The organism is Marinobacter sp., from assembly GCF_040882185.1.
Lineage (GTDB): Bacteria > Pseudomonadota > Gammaproteobacteria > Pseudomonadales > Oleiphilaceae > Marinobacter.
In genome coordinates this window covers 1-16955 of sequence record NZ_JBBEBW010000006.1, presented here as the reverse complement: position 1 = coordinate 16955, position 16955 = coordinate 1, and the positions used below count along the sequence as shown (strand labels likewise).

The following is a 16955-nucleotide window of genomic DNA, read 5'->3' as shown; positions in this document are numbered from 1 at the left end:
CGATAGAGATCAGCCTACTTGGCATTCGGGAAAAATAGCTGTTGTCCGTCCACCTTGAAGTCGGCAATCGTTTGTTGGCCCTGCTCGGAGACAAGCCACTTATGCCACTGCCCAGCCAGATCGTGCTTGAGGTGCGGATGCTTTTCTTCGGAGAGTAGCAAGCTTCCGTACTGGTTGAACAGCACTTCGTCGCCTTCAAAAAGCAGCGTCAGGTTCTGCCGGTTTTCAAATACCAGCCAGCTGGCGCGGTCCGACATCACATAGGCATCCATGGCGGCGGCGGTGTTGAGTGTTGGCCCCATGCCGCTGCCGAGTTCGCGGTACCAACCGCCAACGGGTTCCACACCGGCGTTTTCCCACAGGCGCAACTCGGCGCGATTGGTGCCGCTGTCATCGCCCCGTGAGGTAAAGGGCGCTTCGGCTTCTGCGATAGCCGCAAATGCTTCGGCGGCGCTTTGCGCTTCTCTGACATTTGCCGGATCATCGGCCGGGCCTATCAACACGAAGTCGTTGTACATCACATCGGCTCGCTCGCTGGCGTATCCGTTGTCGACAAAGTGCTGCTCGCCGGTGGTGTCGTGCACCAAGAGGCTGTCGGCATCGCCGCGGCGGGCGATTTCGAACGCTTGCCCGGTACCCACCGCCACCACTCGCACCTCGATATCGGTGGCATTTTTGAACTGCGGCAAGATGGCGTTGAATAACCCGGAGTTCTCAGTTGAGGTTGTCGAGGCCAGGGTGATGTAGTCATCGGCGCAAGCGCTGGCCGCCAGGCCCATGGTGGTCACACCTGCAAGTAGGAGCGTTAATGGTGTTTTCATCTTGTTATTCTCCATTAGTGTATTGAAGGCATTCCTTGAATAACTACTTGGCAAAGCCCTCAGAATCGCTCTACTCGTATAGCTCTCCCGCAATAAACGCTTGCGCCTCTTGCGAGACGGGGGTGTTAAAAAAGGATTCAGCGGGGGTATGCTCACGCACTTTGCCGCCAGAAAGAAACAGCACATCCCCGGCGAGGCGTTTGGCCTGATGTAGGTCGTGGGTGGTCATCACGATGCGCGTACCCTGCTGATGAAACTCCTTAACTGCGGCTTCTACGGCTTTAGCCGCCGCGGGGTCGAGTGCGGAGGTAGGTTCATCCAGAAACAGCACCGCGGGGGAAAGCACCCAGGCGCGCGCGAGTGCAAGGCGTTGCTGTTCTCCGCCTGAAAGCACGCGGGCGGGCGTATCGGTGCAGGCGGTGAGGCCAAAACGCGCAAGCGCTTCACAGGCGAGTTTTTTACGCGCCTTGCCCGGAGTTTTATTCACGGCCAGCGCGTGCGTGAGATTGGCCAATGCTGAGCGGCGCAAAAGTATTGGGCGCTGGAACACCATTGCCTGGCGGGGATGTACTTCGCCAGACCACGACACCCGCCCCTCATTGGCCGGAAGCAAGCCGTGAGCCAGTCGCAGCAAAAGGCTCTTGCCGGCTCCGTTAGGCCCCATCACAAGGGTGGGACCGGCCCCATTCAGAGTGAATGAGCATGGCCCGAACAACTGCTTGCCCTGATGGCTGAAAGCGACGTCATCGAAGCGTAGCGCCGGGGGCGGAAAAAGCGCAAGTGTGGTGGTAATCGGTACGTTTAAAGAGGTCATCCAATCCGCCTTTTGGCTACTTCACCCAATACATAGGCGCCGGCATTGAACAGCATCACCAGCGCCAGGAGCACGATTCCCAGTCCTAACGCCAACGGTAAGTCGCCCTTGGAGGTTTCCAGCACGATGGCGGTAGTCATTACCCGCGTAACACCGTCAATGTTTCCGCCCACCATCATCACGGCACCCACCTCGGCGCTGGCGCGGCCGAACCCGGCAAGCAGCACGGTCAATAGCGCAAAACGGGCGTCCCACAGCAGGGTGGGCATCATGCGTGAGCGCGACATACCCAGTGAAATAAACTGTTCGCGGTACTCACCCAGAAGCTCCTCTACCTTCTGGCGCGAAAGCGCGGCCAGAATCGGCAGCACCAGCACCACCTGCGCAATCACCATGGCGCTTGGTGTAAACAGAAGCCCCCACTCACCCAGCGGCCCAGCCCGCGAGAGCAGCAAATAAACGGTTAGCCCGGCCACAACCGGAGGCAGTCCCATCAGCGCATTGAGCGCAACTACCACCCCGCCTCGTCCGGGGAAACGCCATAGCGCTACCGCCGCGCCTAGCGGAAACCCCAGCACAGCCGCAATCAGTACCGCCAGAAGCGAGACCTGCAGCGAAAGCGCCACGATCTGAAATAGGGTGGCGTCCAGGTTCAACAGTAGCGATAGCGCTACATAAAACGCATTACTTTCCACGGCTGCGTCTCCTTAATATTGAGCATCCTGGCGCTTTCTACTACGCTTTGCACAGCTTGCTGGAATACATGCAGCTTAAAACAGTCTGGCGCTTTTCCCATACAGCAGGAGAGACCGATGCCGCTTCCCGCCAACCTCACCACGGCAGAAGTCGCCGAATATCTGCGCCTGAAAGAGCGCAAAGTGTACGATCTGGTCAGCCAGGGCGTGATTCCCTGCGTACGGGTGACGGGAAAGCTTCTGTTTCCACGCCAGCGTATCGACCTGTGGTTGATGAACCATCTGGAGGGGGACGACGCCGCAGGTACGCCGACCCCGCCGGTGTTGGCGGGTAGCCAGGATCCGCTGCTGGAGTGGGCCATCAAAGAGAGCAGCGCGGAGCTGGCACTGCTGTGTCAGGGCAGCGGCGATGGCGTCCACCGACTACTTGATGGACGCGCCATGCTCGCAGGGATGCACATCTGGCACGCTGAAAGCCAGCGCTACAACGACCCGCCGACGTTGGGGTTGGGGGGAATGCGCGATCTAGTGCTGATTCGCTGGGCGAAACGCCAGCAGGGGCTTCTCTTAGCCACCGATAACCCTCATCGCCTGACACGGTTAGAGGATATAGCCCGCCCTGGCATACGTCTCGCGTATCGTCAGCCCGACGCCGGCGTCAGCCACTTGCTGCAAAGCTTGCTGGAGCGTCACCGCATCGACGCCAAGCAACTTACGTGGGCTGCGAACCCGTCGCTTAGCGAGGATGACCTCGCCCTGGCCATTCGCCAGGGTGAAGCGGATATCGGCGTGGGGATCGAGGCGGCTGCGCGGCGCCAGGGGCTGGCCTTTATTCCGTTGCAACAGGAGTATTTTGACCTCGCCATGCGTCGGCGTTACTACTTTGAACCGGCCCTGCAGCGCTTGCAGGCGTTTGCCCGTAGCGAGCGCTTCGCGCAGCGCGCCAAGGCGCTGGGCGGCTACGATATCAGCGAGTTGGGACAAGTGGTATATAACGCTTAAGCTAAGGAGCCTCTGATAAACTCCTGAATCGTCTCTGCGGGCTCTGAAAGCCAGAGGCGATCCAGGAGTTTATCAGAGGCTCCCTGATATATAAGTGCATTACTGAGGAACCTGCATGCCTTCAATCCAAAAACATCTAGTGAAGGATGCCAGCGGGGCACTGGGCGATTTAGGCACATTGCTGCCACTGAGCCTTGGGGCTATCGGGTTGGCAGGATTAGCCCCGGTACCCCTACTGCTAGGGTTTGCCGTGTTCTACATCGCAACCGGACTCTACTATCGTCTGCCGATACCGGTACAGCCCATGAAAGCGGTTACTGCCCTGTTGCTCACTACCCAGGTGAGTACGGAAAGCCTGGTGGCAAGTGGCGTGCTGATCGGAGCGATATTGCTGTTGTTGGGCTCAACCGGCTGGATTAATCGGGTGGCACGTCTCGTACCGGGATCGATTTTAAGCGGCCTCCAACTAGGGTTGGGGCTGTTACTGGCCAGCATGAGCATAGGTTTGATGGCCACGTCGTTGCCGGTGGGGGTAATCACTTTGGCGGTGCTGATAATAACCCTGAAAATATTGCCGAACTGGCCAGCAGCGTTAATAGGGCTTTGCGTGTCAGTCGTAGTCGGTGTGTTGATCGGGGCACCAGGACCGACGCTTCATATCACCAATCCGGTTACGTTCTCGTTGCCTGAGCTGCCGGGACTAAACGACTGGCAACAGGGGTTTTCAATGTTGGTATTGCCTCAGTTAGCCCTCACGTTAACCAATGCCATCTTTCTGACCGCGCTAATGACAGAGGATTACTTCGGCGAACAATCTCGTCGCGTTTCGCCAGCCCGGCTTTCGGTGAGTACCGGGCTGGCCAACCTCTTTATGGTGCCGCTTGGCGCATTGCCTATGTGTCACGGAGCGGGTGGTTTAGCGGCGCACTACCGCTTCGGGGCTCGCACCGGCATGGCTCCCGTTATGCTAGGAACAGGCTTGCTCATGATCGCTTTGATACCGGGCGGCCTTTCATTCATTGCGGCAATTCCAACGGCTGGTCTTGGGGCCTTGTTGTTGGTGGCCGCAGTCGAGCTTGCCTTGAGCAAGCGTCTCAGGACAGCCAAACTGTCTTGCTGGCCTGTCATTGCAATAACAGCGCTGGTTACTGCCTGGGCCGATCCACTCTTCGGCTTTTTAGCAGGGGTGGCTGCGGAAGCTATTCGGGCTGCCTGGGTGCGTAGACAAAAGATTGCTTAGAGAGCAGTCATTACCCAGGGCCGCCTCCGCCTCTGTCAGGATGGTTCAGGGAATGATCTTCTCGGCGCGCAGGCGATCAAATAGATCAATAAAAGCACCGCGGGTCTCACGGAAATGATCGAAGCCAAAGTCGCGGCACTTGGTGGTGTCGTTGACGCACTCCTGATCGCGGCCCAGATCGGCGTCGGTGTGCCACCAGGAAGCCAGCTTGCCGACGTCCGGCTCTATCAGATCGTGCTTTTCGGCAATTTCCCTCCAGGTCGAGTCTGCGCCAGCCATCTGATTCTCCAGTGGCTGGGGCGTCTCGGGGCAGTCCGCCACCTCAAGATCGAAATATTCGCCGATCTCGCGCCACATGCGGCGCCAGCGGAAGACGTCGCCATTAACGGTATTAAAGGCCTGATTGGCCGCCCCCGGCGTTGTTGCCGCCCACTCCATTTGTCGCGCCAGAACGAGCGCATCGGTCATGTCGGTCAGCGCGTTCCACTGGGTTTGTGAACCCGGAAACACGAATGGCTGGTCGGTCGCCTTGCAGATCGACGCGTAGACGGCAATTGTGGTGCCCATGTTCATGGCGTTGCCGAGTGCATAGCCGACCACGGTGTGCGGACGATGCACGTTCCAGGCAAACCCGTGACGATTGGCGGCTTCGAACAGCACGTCTTCCAACGCGTAGTAAAAGTTTTCCCCCGGTACCCGCGGCTCGGACTCGCGGAACGGGGTTTCGATACGTCCACTTCCGTAAGCCTCGAACGATCCCAGATACTGTTTTGTGCCGGTCACCAGCGAGGCATGCTCCAGGTTATCGCTATCGAGCGCCTCGAACAGGTTACGCATCATTGTGCTGTTAGCTTCGACGTTGGCCTTCTCGTTATGGCGACGAATCCAGGTGCAGTAGAAGACATGAGTAATCGGCAGGTCAACAAGCGCCTGCTCGGTGGCGGACTTGTCCAGCAGATCGGCGGCAACGGGAATGACGCCGCTCTGATTGGTGGGACGGCGTGACAGACCGTAGATGGTCCATCCGCTGGCGACCAGATAGGAACACAGATTGCCGCCGGTAATACCAGTAGCGCCTACAACGAGGGCTGTGCCTTTAAGCATGATTGGTGTCCTTCTTGAGGGTTCGACAAACTCCGGCTTCACGCCAGATCGATAAAAGCAGTCTGGTCGAGGCCAATCGTTGCTACAATCGAAATTATCGCAAATCTTTATTGCATCAAACGCAACATAGGACAATTCAAAGGGATGGATCTTAACGCCTTACGCGTATTCGAACGCGTCGCTGCCACCAGTAGCTTCACTGCCGCCGCGCATCATTTCCATCGCGCGGTATCGTCCATCTCGCGACAGATTCGCGGATTGGAGGAAGCGGTGGGGCAACCGCTGTTCTACCGGCACACCCGTGCCGTCTCCCTGACCGAGGCGGGTTGGCGCTTTTATGAAGAGGTGCGTGACATTCTCGAACGCCTGGATATGGCAACCGAAGCGCTGAATCAACCACAGGCGGAACCCGCTGGCGTATTGCGCATCAATGCACCAGTCGCCTTCGGCCAGCGCCAGATTGTGCCCTTGCTCCATGGTTTTCAACGCCGTTATCCGGGCATCAAGGCAGAACTGCAATTGAACGACCGTGTTGTCGATCCGGTGCGCGAAGGTCATGACATCACCTTCCGGGTCGGTAATCTGTCCGACTCCTCGTTGGTGGCACGACGGCTAGCGGCTATGAACTACGTCGTCGCCGCATCACCAGCCTATCTGGCAAGACAGGGAGCGCCGGAGACCCCCGAGGCGCTTGCAGTACATGACTGCCTGATCTACCAGGGCGAGCTGGGCCGCCAGCGCTGGTATTTCCAGCACAGTGAGGCGTCAAAGGAAGTGGCTTACGAAGTCGACGGCAGCCTCGTAAGCAACGACGCCGAGAGCCTGGTAAGGGCGGCAATACTTGGTCAGGGGCTGGTCATATTTCCCACCTGGCTGATCGCCGAGGAACTTGCCGGAGGTGCTTTGATGGCACTGCTCGAGGCATGGCGCGCCGAGGTCATGCCCGGCCGTCGCGAGCTTTATGTGCTGACCCCAGAACGCCGACTCAGAGCACGCAAGGTGCGAGCCTTCATGGACTATCTGTTCGAGGCGGTGCCGCCAATTGCGCCCTGGGGGTAGCTGACCCCATGAGACGAACCGGTGGGTCATTCATCAGAAAGACCGTCAAAAAGAAACCGTACGTGTACTTCCAGTTCCGTGAGCTGGGGCGGGGGTATCGGCAAGTCTATATTGGCCCGGACGATGAGAAGGCGCAGGCGATGATTAATCGGATCAGGGATCGCAACGAATTTCTGGCGGATCAGAAGACGCATATCATGGACCTTGCCCGGGCATTCAATGCTGCGGGAGGGTACGCCATGGATCACGCAAGCCTGAAGGTTATAAAGGGTTTTGCAGTTGCCGGAATCATGCAACCGGGTGCAGGACAGGCAACGTTGGTAGGCACCTACGCCTATAATCTGCTTGGTAATGTTCTCATCAAGGCTTACGATCAGACGACCCGTCAGGTTCGAACCTGAGACCTCTGCTCCGAAGGGCACCGCTACTACCCGATAGAAAGCGGTCTTCATTGACCAAAAATCGGCACAATCAATCACTTATATCAAAATAAATTGTATTAAAAATGCCGATATATCAACATTTTGACCAATTAACACCAATTGTGGGCACAAGGCTGATAAGCGTTTTCTGTCCGGAAAGTGGACATTCGATCGGTGCTCCTAAGCTGCTTTGGACACTACACTGAGCGATGGAAGTGAAGGGGTTCTGAGTGCCTTTCGCGCACAGCGTTATTCCGCAAGCCATTTGGATGCAAAATCTTTTTCCTGACTGGATTATCGCTCTGAGTTTGACAAAAATTTATTCATGTGCCTTAGTAAATAAGCATTAGCCGAAGTCAAAGTTGACGTTTGGCGAGAACACTACAACGGGCATCGCAGCCCCCCATGTTTAAACCGAAAGGTTTGGCAAGGGGGGCTTTTTTTTGTCAAAAAAAAGTGGAATTCATCTTAAAGATTGATTCCGAAGAAAAAATATTGTTCTGGAGGATTTGGAAATGAAACGACGTGACTTGATAAAAGGACTAGCCATGGGTGGCGTAGCTGGTGTGACAGGACTGGGTGGATTTCCTGGTATTTGGACCGGTCGCAATGCTGCTTGGGCTGCAGGTAATGATATTCCGGTAGGAGTCTTGTTTTCCAAGACCGGTGCGGTTGCAGTGGTTGAAAGTACATTGCACGACGCCTGCATGATGGCGATCGAAGAAATTAACGATAGTGGCGGTATTAATGGCCGAAAAATCCGCCCTTTTGTTGAGGACCCCGCTTCTGACCCAGCCACCTTTGCAGACCGCGCGAATCGACTAGTTCGGCGAGATAAAGTGGTTTCTATTTTTGGTTCCTATACTTCGGCCAGTCGCCAAGCAGTTCTGCCGGTTGTCGAAGGCCAGGACAATCTCTATTGGTATCCAACACTGTATGAAGGCCGCGAATGCTCTCGCAATGTTATGTATGGAGGCGCCGTCCCTAATCAACAGCAACAGGATTTCGTTCCCTGGTTGAAAGAAAAATTCGGTGGGCGGTTTTATCTGCTTGGAAATAATTATGTGTACCCAAGAGAAGAAAATAATGTGGCTCGCAAAATTCTCAAGGACATTGGTGGGGAAGTAGTGAATGAGGAGTACGTCCCATTGGGTCACGACAGTTTCAGTTCCATCGTAAGCCGTATTCGCCGTGAGAAACCAGACGTTATCTTTTGCACTTTGGTTGGTGATTCAGACGTTGCTTTCCAGAGGGAATACCACAGCGGAGGTTTAGACCCTGAACAAATGCCAGTGGCGAGTCTTACTCGGTCTGAAGTTGAGGTTAAGGCTATCGGCGGCGAGGCGGCAGCTGGCCACTTTTCGTCAGCCCCCTATTTCATGGGCCACCAGTCGGCTGAAAATGAAAAGTTTGTGGAAGCCTACCTAAAAAAATACGGAAAGGATCAGGTGACCCATTTCGTTAATGAGGCAGCCTATTTCCAGGTGTATCAGTTCAAAGCAGCAGTGGAAGCTCTTGGATCTGAGGAATTGACTCCCTCTGCCATAAGGAATGCCGCGGTTGGGCAACGCTTTATGGCACCTCAGGGGGAGATAGAAATCGATGGCAATCTACACACTCATCTGTGGCCAAAAATTGGACAGTGGCAATCAGATGGGCAAGCCAAGGTTCTACAGGACTCCAAGAGTCGTGTGGCTCCTGAGCCGTATTGGGCCTATGAAGACCAGACGTGTACGGCCGACGGGCTTCAAGAAGTTTGATAGACCCCATTTCCGAATATTTATAACGGCTCGCTTGGATACAGCTACCCAGGGAAGGGTAATGGATCCGCAGAGTTTGTCTAATAGGAGAGCTCGATGGGTTCATTACTTAATGAGATATTCATTGGTCTAAGTTTGACTTCGATTCTGCTCATGATTGCGCTGGGGCTGGCCATTATATATGGAACCATGGGTGTCATTAATTTAGCGCATGGTCAGTTTGTAATGGTAGGAGCTTATATAGCTTGGTTTCTTCAGAGTGAGTATGGATTCAGCATTATTGTCGGATTACCTCTAATATTTATTGCTGGCGGAATATTGGGGCTCCTTATTGAACGAACGATCATCCGAAGACTTTACCAACGTCCATTGGATACCATTCTTGCGACTTGGGGTATTGGTATTGTACTTGAACAACTAGTCAGACAATTTTTGGGCTCAGATTCACGTTATGTAGGTCGCCCTGAATTCCTGGAAGGTAATCTGATTATTGCCGGTGTTCATATGTCATATTATCGACTATTTATTATCGGATTTTCAATTTTCATTCTAGGTGCTACTTGGTACCTATTATATCGAACGGAGTTTGGATCAAAGCTAAGAGCTGTCATTCAAAATAAAGAAATATCTGAATGTTACGGGGTTAGTTCAAGTCGTATTTACGCAATGACGTTTGCTTATGGCGCAGGTCTTGCGGCCGTTGCAGGTGCACTTATAACGCCGTTTGTGAGTGTTACGCCGACTATGGGTACGGAATTAGTCGTCGACGCTTTTCTTGTCGTCATAGTTGGGGGTGTTGGTAGTATCGCAGGTACTGCAGCCTCAGCTTTAATGATTGGAGAAGCCACAGCTTGGCTTTCTTATTGGTTTAACGACACTACGGGTCGAATTCTAATTCTACTTGGTGTGATTGTTTTAATCCGGTTTCGTCCGCAAGGACTATTCCCCGACACGGTTCGGCGCTAAGGAGAATTTGTTATGAATAAAGGTTTCTCCATAGATTGCGTAGGGTATGCGCTGTTTGCGGTATTCATCCTCTTAGTAATGCCATGGATGGTTGATTACAGCGGCTATGAATTGAATAGCTACGCGCGCTATTTGGCTTTAGGGATGGTGGCAGCAGCACTTGCCTTATCTTGGGGAACGGCTGGACTGTTAAATCTCGGTCAGGCCCTAACCTTTGGGGTTGGCGGTTACATCATGGCGATGCATTTGAAGCTTAAAGCAAGTAGTTCCCAAGCTGGGGGACTGCCAGATTTTATGGTTTGGACAAATATGGAGGAGTTACCCTGGTTTTGGGAGCCGTTTCACTCAGTAGGATTTACGCTTGCTGCTGGTGTTTTGGTACCCGTGGCAATCGCCGCCCTGATTGGCGGATTTATGTTCAGAGGACGAATAACTGGTGTCTTCGTTGCGATTATAACTTTATCGCTGATGCTCGCTGTCCAGCTTTGGATGATCGACGAACAACGATTCACAGGCGGCCAGAATGGCCTTACCGGATTAGCAGCTTTGGAACTATTCGGTTGGACGGTGGATATATATACGATGGCTTTTTATTATCTTGTGGCGGGCTGTTTATTGGTAATTCTTTCGTTAGGTCTATTGCTGGTTCGAAGTAAAGCAGGTCTTGTGCTAAGAGCTATTAAAGCCAATCCCGAACGAGTGCGTTTTTTCGGGTATGACGTAGCTACATATGAAATCCTGGCATTTTCCACGTCTGCAGGAATAGCCGGTGTTGCAGGTATGTTATATGCGATGGTACTCGAATTCGCCTCACCTACCTATATGGGCTTATCGCTGAGTCTTGCCTTTGTAATATGGGCAGCAGTAGGCGGACGAGAATCTATTGTAGCTGCGACTCTTGGCGGCATCGGTGTGAATATGGCGGAAGGTAGACTTTCAGATCTATTTTTCGATCAATGGACACTTATTCTAGGTGTGGTATTTATTGCTGTAGTGCTCTTTTTACCAAGAGGGCTTTTCGGAATTGTGATGGATTTTCGGGAAAAATTGGAGGCTTATTTCAGAACGAGATCAATAGTGGCGAAAACAAGTGTTAAAGAAAGCAACTCTGGAACTGTTATTAAACAAGGTGGAGAAAAATAAATGGCTGCTTTAACACTAGAAAAACTTACGGTTAGTTTTGGTGGCCTGGTTGCGGTCAATGAGCTCAATTTGCATGTACGTGATGGTGAGCTCAGATGTCTTTTAGGCCCCAATGGTGCAGGTAAATCGACCACGCTTGATTTGATATGCGGTAAAACAAAGCCGACCTCCGGACGAGTATTGCTAGCTGATAGAGATATCACTCATTTACAGGAATTTAAGCGAGCTCGTGCCGGAGTTGGTAGAAAGTTCCAAACGCCGACGGTATTTAAAGAATTGAATGTTATAGAGAATCTTGAAATAGGACGATCAGACAGACCCGGCATCGCCAGTACACTTCGTATTTTCCGTACGCCCATAAGAGGTCGAATTCGGGAGGTACTTTCATTGGTTGGTCTGGAAAGTGAAATGTTTACCAAGGCAGAGAATCTCTCGCATGGTCAAACCCAGTGGTTGGAACTCGCGATGCTCCTGATGCAGGACTGCCGGGTGATTCTGATGGACGAGCCAACTGCTGGGATGACGATACAAGAAACGAACCAGACAGCTGCGCTTTTCCGCGAGTTACAAGGAGATCACACCATGATTGTGGTGGAGCACGATATGGCTTTTGTTCGAGATATCGCTGATATCGTGACGGTAATGGACAGTGGCTCGTTACTGGCTGAGGGGAATATCGCTGAAATTGAGGCGAATGCCGCTGTGCGGGAAGCCTATCTCGCTGACGTAGGAGACGACGATCATGCTTGAGGCTAAAGCTCTTTATTCCTATTACGGGAAAAGTCCGATTTTGCAGGACATTGATTTTCAGATTGAGGAAGGTGGATTCCTCGGCATTGTTGGCAGAAATGGTGTCGGAAAAACAACTCTGCTCCGCACCATCATGGGACTCACCGATCACGCCAAAGGAATGCTTTCATTCAATTCTTCGAATCTTTTAGGCATTTCTACGCCTGAACGCGCAGCTGCTGGTATTGCTTACATCCCGCAAGGGAGAGAGGTGATTCCCCGGTTTACCGTTCGGGAAAATCTGCTGATGGGTATGTTTTCGCGGGGCGACAAATCGCGCCGTATACCAGAACATATCTTCGAATTATTTCCAATGCTCTGGGATTTTATTGATCGTCGCGGGGGAGACCTTTCGGGGGGCCAGCAACAACAGCTAGCCATTGGGCGTGCATTGGCAATGAATCCCAAAATCCTGCTTTTAGATGAACCTACTGAAGGCATTCAGCCAAACATTGTGCAGCAGATAGAGGGCGTGATCCGCAAGCTCAATCAAGAAATGGGCTTAACTATCGTGCTTGTAGAACAGAATACCAGATTTGTACGCCAAACCGCGGACTCGTTCGTGCTTTTAGACAAAGGGCGGGTGGCGTTGCGCGGCAAGGGTGAGGAACTGACCAGCAAAGTGATTGATCAGTACCTTGCCATTTAAAGAGGTGGCTTGATGCCATTTCACCAGGACACAAGCTGTCCGCCTATTATCTTTAAACGCTCTAAAGGAGTATTACAATGCGACATGGTGACATTTCAAGCAGTGACGATACTGTAGGCGTAGCCGTTGTTAACTACAAAATGCCACGGCTACATACCAAAGCGCAGGTGCTGGAGAATGCTCAAAATATTGCCGATATGGTTGTTGGTATGAAGAAAGGGCTACCAGGAATGGACCTGGTTATATTCCCTGAGTACAGCACCCACGGCATTATGTACGATCAGGATGAGATGATGGCAACGGCCACAACGATTCCCGGTGATGAAACAGAGATTTTTGCTCAAGCCTGTCGGAAAGCAAATACTTGGGGCATATTTTCTCTTACCGGGGAGCGCCACGAAGAGCACCCGAAAAAGCATCCTTACAACACTCTAATTTTGATGAACAACAAAGGTGAAATCGTACAAAAATACCGCAAAGTTATACCTTGGGTTCCCATTGAAGCCTGGTATCCCGGTGGCCAAACCTATGTAAGCGAAGGCCCTAAGGGAATGAAGGTAAGCTTGATCATCTGTGACGACGGTAATTATCCAGAGATCTGGCGTGACTGCGCGATGAAAGGTGCAGAGCTGATCGTGCGTTGTCAGGGCTATATGTACCCCGCAAAAGAACAACAGGTGATGATGTCGAAAACAATGGCGTGGGCCAACAATAGCTATGTTGCTGTTGCCAACGCAGCTGGTTTTGATGGAGTTTATAGTTACTTTGGGCATTCTGCAGTAATTGGTTTTGATGGTCGTACTCTGGGTGAGTGTGGTGAAGAGGAAATGGGAATCCAGTACGGTCAGCTTTCCATTTCACAGATTCGGGATGCTCGTAAAAATGATCAATCACAGAATCATCTGTTTAAGCTTTTGCATCGCGGTTACACCGGGATGCAGGCTAGTGGAGACGATGAAAAAGGGTTAGCAGAGTGTCCCTTTGAGTTTTACAAGACCTGGGTGACCGATGCGAAAAAAGCTCAGGAAAATGTTGAAGAAATGACCCGAAGCACGTCTGGGGTAGCTCAGTGCCCTGTGGGAAGTTTGCCATATGAAGGAAAGGAAAAAGAAGCTGGAAGTTGATTGGGGTGAATAGTCCGGTCTGTAAATTGTTACAGGCGCCAAAAATTCTGGACGGCATTGCTGTCGTCCAGAATTTGATCCTTATGGGGTGCAGCTATGCCTTTTCTCAATGACATGCTTGACTCTGTTGAACGGAAAAATACAGATAGTCAGGCAATGGCAACCGAAAACCAGAAACCAGTATCACCAGACGAACCTAGTCCCCAGCCGGGTATTACCACCCGATATCGTTTTGATATTAATGAGATCATGAAGACGGTTCGACACGAGGTCCGGGGCCAGTCTCAAGCGCTTGATGCTATCGAAAGTATGTTAAAAGTTGTGAGAGCGGATATTGCGGACCCACGTCGTCCTCCTTTTACGGCATTATTCCTGGGGCCGACAGGTGTTGGTAAAACTGAGACCGTGCGAGCCCTGGCCCGAGGCCTTCATGGCGATGCTGATGCTTATTGTAGAGTTGATATGAATACTCTATCACAAGAACATTACGCGGCTGCATTAACGGGCGCCCCCCCTGGTTATGTGGGCGCGAAGGAAGGTAAGACAATATTAGATCAAGAAGTAATTGAAGGCACACTCGGCAAACCAGGAATTGTGCTTTTCGATGAGATCGAAAAGGCAAGCCCTCAAGTAGCGCAGGCTTTGCTGAATGTTTTCGATAATGGTCAATTGACGGTCGCATCTGGAGAACGGACATACAGTTTCAGAAATACGTTAGTTTTTATGACTAGTAATCTCGGTGCACGTGAGATCCAGAATCATGAAGCGCCTAGTGGATGGCGGGCTTTTTGGCCGGGATCCAGCAGAACTCGAAAACAAAAACTTAATGCCGTCCTGCGAAAAAAACTGAACGATCACTTTTCTCCAGAATTTATAAACAGAATTGATAATATAACCGTATTTAATTGGATAGAAAAGGAGCTGGTCAAAGAGCTTATAACATTAGAAATCGAGCGCCTGAATCGACGCCTAATCAAACACGACTGTCGACTGGAATTATCAGAAGATGTTGCCTTTTACCTTGCGACAAAAGGTTTCGATCGACAATATGGCGCACGCGCTTTACGTAGAACGATACGTTCAGAGGTAGAGGTGCCGTTTGCAGAGCATTTGTTAACTGAGTATGTCCCGGAACCAGACAGCTGGAAGTCGGTAACAACGTTTATAATGCGTTATATAGATAGAAAAACAGTTTTTGAAAAAGAGATAAAGAGTACTGACTAGCTTTCACCAAAAATTTAATTCGAAGCCTCAAGGCGGAGAGCTTACATGGAAAATAAATCTTTGAAGCCATGGACTGTCGGTGTATTGTTCTCCCAAACAGGTGTTACATCTATTATTGAAAAAACACAGCTGAAAGGCACGTTATTGGCGATAGATGAGATCAATCAAGCTGGGGGAATAGAAGGTCGGAAAATATTGCCAATTATTATGGATCCGGCCTCTGATGTTCCAAAATATCGTGTTCTTGCCGAAGAAATGCTTTCTAACCCGGAATTGAATGTGATCTTCGGATGTTATATGTCATCGTCTCGAAAGGAAGTTGTTCCAGTAATTGAGCGACAGAATGCCTTTCTGTTCTATCCTACGCTTTATGAAGGGTTCGAGTACTCTCCGAACGTAATATACGGTGGTGCAGCGCCAAACCAGAATAGTCTTCCGTTAGCAATTTATCTATTAGAAAACTTCGGATCACGATTTTATTTTGTAGGCTCGGATTATATTTATCCGAGAGAGTCCAATCGGGTTATGAGAAATATCGTAAGGCAAGGCGGTGGTGAGGTCGTGGCGGAAGAGTATGTGAGTCTCGAAGCGCAATGCGGAGATTTTGATCGAATTCTAAGAGACATTAAGCATGTTTCTCCGGATGTCATTTTTTCTACAGTAGTTGGTTCAGGGACGGTAAATTTTTATACGGCGTACCATGAAAATGGTGGCGATGGTTTTAAGTTGCCTATTGCCAGTCTAACTACGAATGAGGCAGAGGTCGCTATCATGGGGCGGGGCGCCTCTGCTGGACATATCACCGCCGCACCATATTTTCGAAACATAAAAACCGAGGAGAACGAGAAATTTTTGAAAAAATACGCTCAGAAATTCGGTTCTACCGATGAGGTTACTAGTTGTTGTGAGGCAGCTTACTCACAGGTTCACCTATTTGCTAATGCTTTGCGACTGACAGGGTCTACTGATGCAGATCAGCTCCGGAAAGTGTTGCGAGGCGCGGAGTTTGAGGCTCCTCAAGGTAGAATTAAAATTGATCCCGATAATAATCACACCTACTTGCAGTCTCGAATAGCTCGCGTTGGGCGGGACGGTGAGTATTGTTTAGAGCGAGAAGCTATAAGGCCAATTAAGCCCGATCCATATTTGGCAGTTCCAACTTTGAACGATTGGGCCAACGCCCCAATACGGACTAACTAATGGAACATGATGAAATAATAGATCGTTTGCGGGTCCTAAATGTCCTTGTATTGCACCCGAGAGATGGCGATGCGGAGGAGCTATTGCAGCAGCTCAACCGTATTGGCTGTCGCGCTCAAGCTATCTGGCCTCCTCCTCGGAATTTCACGGATAAAGCCGATTTAACGTTTATTGAGGTGCGTGAAAAACCGCATGAGGGTATCAATAATTATTTGATGCTTACAGAAGACCGCCCGACCTTAATTGGTATGGCGGGTTACGAAAGTCCCTCTGTTCTTCAGAATTTAATTGATCTACAGGTTGACAGCGTGCTTGCAAAGCCGGTCAGACCCTATGGTGTGCTTAGTAGTATTGTTATTGCTCGGCGAAATTGGCAGCAAAATAAAAGACAGGAAAAACTTATAACAAAACTCAAAAACAAAGTAGAAAATAGTCATAAAATGAATGAAGCAAAGATAGTATTGATGCAAATTCATGATCTTAGTGAAGATCAAGCTTATAAAGCAATCAGGCATCAAGCTATGGCTTCACGAAAAACAATCGCGGAAGTGGTGCAATTGATTATCGAATCTAATGCTTTGCTGAGTAATTTTATAGCGAAAAAGAATTTAGACGGTGAGGAACGTGGGGATTAAAGGCCTTTTATGCCCTTTAAACTCATTGCAGAGGATCTTTGTAATAATATTATACTGTCCTGTCCCTGTAACCATCCCCTAAAATCGGTGCATGTGAAGTCAGATCTCGGGGTCAAGCTGAGGAAAATAAAACGGCTCCGCATGCTCGGGAATCTCCCATTTCAATGACCACCCATGACCTATTCGAGCTGTTACAGAGCGGCGTGTTTTCTGGTTACGTTGCGATTGTTACGAACGAACCTCCTGACAGTGACTTGATGAAGCGGTTGAGTGGGACAGCGGAAAAACATTATCGGAGTGTTTCTATC

Annotated in this window: 17 protein-coding genes; 13 read left to right on the top strand and 4 right to left on the bottom strand. The window is 50.9% G+C overall.

Features of this window, described 5'->3' with window-relative positions; all coding sequences use genetic code 11:
- Positions 1-14 precede the first annotated feature (14 nt).
- From WEB64_RS05315 to WEB64_RS05305, 3 genes are all read right to left on the bottom strand, one after another.
- Positions 15-821, bottom strand: coding sequence for a substrate-binding domain-containing protein (locus WEB64_RS05315; RefSeq protein ID WP_368061476.1), 807 nt, complete (start codon positions 819-821; stop codon positions 15-17).
- 70 nt (positions 822-891) lie between these two features.
- Positions 892-1635: an ATP-binding cassette domain-containing protein gene (locus WEB64_RS05310; RefSeq protein ID WP_368061475.1), complete on the bottom strand. Its 744-nt coding sequence runs from the start codon at positions 1633-1635 to the stop codon at positions 892-894.
- Complete coding sequence (locus WEB64_RS05305; protein ID WP_368061474.1) at positions 1632-2330, bottom strand: ABC transporter permease; 699 nt, start codon at positions 2328-2330, stop codon at positions 1632-1634. The genes WEB64_RS05310 and WEB64_RS05305 overlap by 4 nt, the downstream gene beginning before the upstream one ends.
- Before the next feature lie 117 nt (positions 2331-2447).
- Here WEB64_RS05305 and WEB64_RS05300 point away from each other — a divergent pair, with 117 nt between their 5' ends.
- Positions 2448-3332: a substrate-binding domain-containing protein gene (locus WEB64_RS05300; protein ID WP_368061473.1), complete on the top strand. Its 885-nt coding sequence runs from the start codon at positions 2448-2450 to the stop codon at positions 3330-3332.
- A gap of 115 nt (positions 3333-3447) precedes the next feature.
- Positions 3448-4572: a putative sulfate/molybdate transporter gene (locus WEB64_RS05295; protein WP_368061472.1), complete on the top strand. Its 1125-nt coding sequence runs from the start codon at positions 3448-3450 to the stop codon at positions 4570-4572.
- Positions 4573-4617: 45 nt separating this feature from the next.
- On the opposite strand, the gene WEB64_RS05290 is transcribed toward WEB64_RS05295, so the two are convergent.
- Entirely contained in the window at positions 4618-5676 is a 1059-nt protein-coding gene (locus WEB64_RS05290) for an SDR family oxidoreductase (RefSeq protein ID WP_368061471.1), read from the bottom strand.
- A 144-nt stretch (positions 5677-5820) separates the two neighbouring features.
- On the opposite strand from WEB64_RS05290, the gene WEB64_RS05285 reads away from it, so the two are divergent.
- The 11 genes from WEB64_RS05285 (at position 5821) to WEB64_RS05235 (ending at position 16647) form a co-directional block, all read left to right on the top strand.
- Positions 5821-6735, top strand: coding sequence for a LysR substrate-binding domain-containing protein (locus WEB64_RS05285; RefSeq protein ID WP_368061470.1), 915 nt, complete (start codon positions 5821-5823; stop codon positions 6733-6735).
- Positions 6736-6797: 62 nt separating this feature from the next.
- Positions 6798-7136 (top strand): hypothetical protein, encoded by a 339-nt coding sequence (locus WEB64_RS05280; protein WP_368061469.1) that lies wholly within the window; start codon positions 6798-6800, stop codon positions 7134-7136.
- A gap of 536 nt (positions 7137-7672) precedes the next feature.
- A complete protein-coding gene (locus WEB64_RS05275) occupies positions 7673-8917 on the top strand; it encodes a transporter substrate-binding domain-containing protein (protein ID WP_368061468.1) in 1245 nt (414 codons plus the stop codon).
- Positions 8918-9013: 96 nt separating this feature from the next.
- Positions 9014-9883 (top strand): urea ABC transporter permease subunit UrtB, encoded by an 870-nt coding sequence (gene urtB, locus WEB64_RS05270; RefSeq protein ID WP_368061467.1) that lies wholly within the window; start codon positions 9014-9016, stop codon positions 9881-9883.
- Between the two features lie 12 nt (positions 9884-9895).
- Complete coding sequence (urtC, locus tag WEB64_RS05265; protein ID WP_368061466.1) at positions 9896-11026, top strand: urea ABC transporter permease subunit UrtC; 1131 nt, start codon at positions 9896-9898, stop codon at positions 11024-11026.
- Positions 11027-11776, top strand: a complete 750-nt coding sequence (gene urtD, locus WEB64_RS05260) for an urea ABC transporter ATP-binding protein UrtD (protein WP_368061465.1) — start codon at positions 11027-11029, stop codon at positions 11774-11776.
- The gene (urtE, locus tag WEB64_RS05255) at positions 11769-12464 is read left to right on the top strand and encodes an urea ABC transporter ATP-binding subunit UrtE (protein WP_368061464.1); all 696 of its coding nucleotides are present in this window, start codon (positions 11769-11771) and stop codon (positions 12462-12464) included. Before urtD ends, urtE begins: the two co-directional genes overlap by 8 nt.
- A gap of 77 nt (positions 12465-12541) precedes the next feature.
- Positions 12542-13588, top strand: coding sequence for an aliphatic amidase (locus WEB64_RS05250; protein WP_368061463.1), 1047 nt, complete (start codon positions 12542-12544; stop codon positions 13586-13588).
- Positions 13589-13684: 96 nt separating this feature from the next.
- Positions 13685-14812 (top strand): AAA family ATPase, encoded by a 1128-nt coding sequence (locus tag WEB64_RS05245; RefSeq protein ID WP_368061462.1) that lies wholly within the window; start codon positions 13685-13687, stop codon positions 14810-14812.
- 45 nt (positions 14813-14857) lie between these two features.
- Positions 14858-16012, top strand: a complete 1155-nt coding sequence (locus WEB64_RS05240) for a transporter substrate-binding domain-containing protein (RefSeq protein WP_368061461.1) — start codon at positions 14858-14860, stop codon at positions 16010-16012.
- The gene (locus WEB64_RS05235; protein WP_368061460.1) at positions 16012-16647 is read left to right on the top strand and encodes an ANTAR domain-containing response regulator; all 636 of its coding nucleotides are present in this window, start codon (positions 16012-16014) and stop codon (positions 16645-16647) included. Before WEB64_RS05240 ends, WEB64_RS05235 begins: the two co-directional genes overlap by 1 nt.
- Positions 16648-16955 lie beyond the last annotated feature (308 nt).